General features: G+C 64.6%; 1 protein-coding gene. It reads left to right on the top strand.

Going from position 1 to position 749, the window contains the following annotated elements:
- A partial coding sequence (locus NKJ46_RS34685) for an IS3 family transposase (protein ID WP_352671863.1) occupies positions 1-731 on the top strand: 731 nt, incomplete at its 5' end.
- Positions 732-749 lie beyond the last annotated feature (18 nt).

Raw genomic sequence — 749 nt, 5'->3', positions numbered from 1 at the left:
TTCTCGTGATGCTGAGGCGGGAGGGCCTGGTCGTGAACCACAAGAAGCTGTTCCGGCTCTATCGGGAGGAGAAGCTCGCCGTTCGCCGCCGTGGCGGCCGCAAACGGGCGATCGGGACCAGGGCGCCGATGCTGGTGCCGCTGAGGCCCGACGAGCGCTGGTCGCTTGACTTCGTATCGGACCAGCTCACCGACGGGCGCCGCTTCCGCATCATGGCCGTCGTCGACGACTGCACGAGAGAGTGCCTGGCACTCATCATTGATACGTCTCTCTCGGGCATGCGGGTTGCCCGCGAATTGGACCGGCTCATCACCGAGCGCGGCCGGCCGAGGATGATCGTCAGCGACAATGGCAGCGAGTTCACCTCGAACGCCATCCTCTCCTGGGCGGATCAGAACCGCGTCGAATGGCATTACATTGCGCCCGGCAAGCCGATGCAGAATGGCTTCATCGAGAGCTTCAACGGCCGATTGCGCGATGAACTGCTCAACGAGACGCTGTTTACCTCGCTGGCTCAGGCGCGCGTCGCCATCGCCCTGTGGCACGCCGACTACAACACCGCGCGGCCGCACTCCCAAATCGCCTGGCAGACCCCGGCCGAGTTCGCCAGCACCTTTAATCCGCGACGGTCGCTCGCGCTGCGCTATGCCAAAGGCTCCGCGCCAGCGCCCGTCGCTTCACCGGCCCAGCAGGGCACAACCCACGCCGGAAACGAACTCAAAACTGGATAGAAACTGGGGGCAACGTCA

Origin of the sequence: Mesorhizobium sp. M0166 (assembly GCF_040322255.1) — a bacterium.
Taxonomy (GTDB): Bacteria; Pseudomonadota; Alphaproteobacteria; order Rhizobiales; family Rhizobiaceae; genus Mesorhizobium.
Note: the sequence above shows the minus strand (reverse complement) of the source record. Positions and strands in the feature narration are given on the sequence as shown.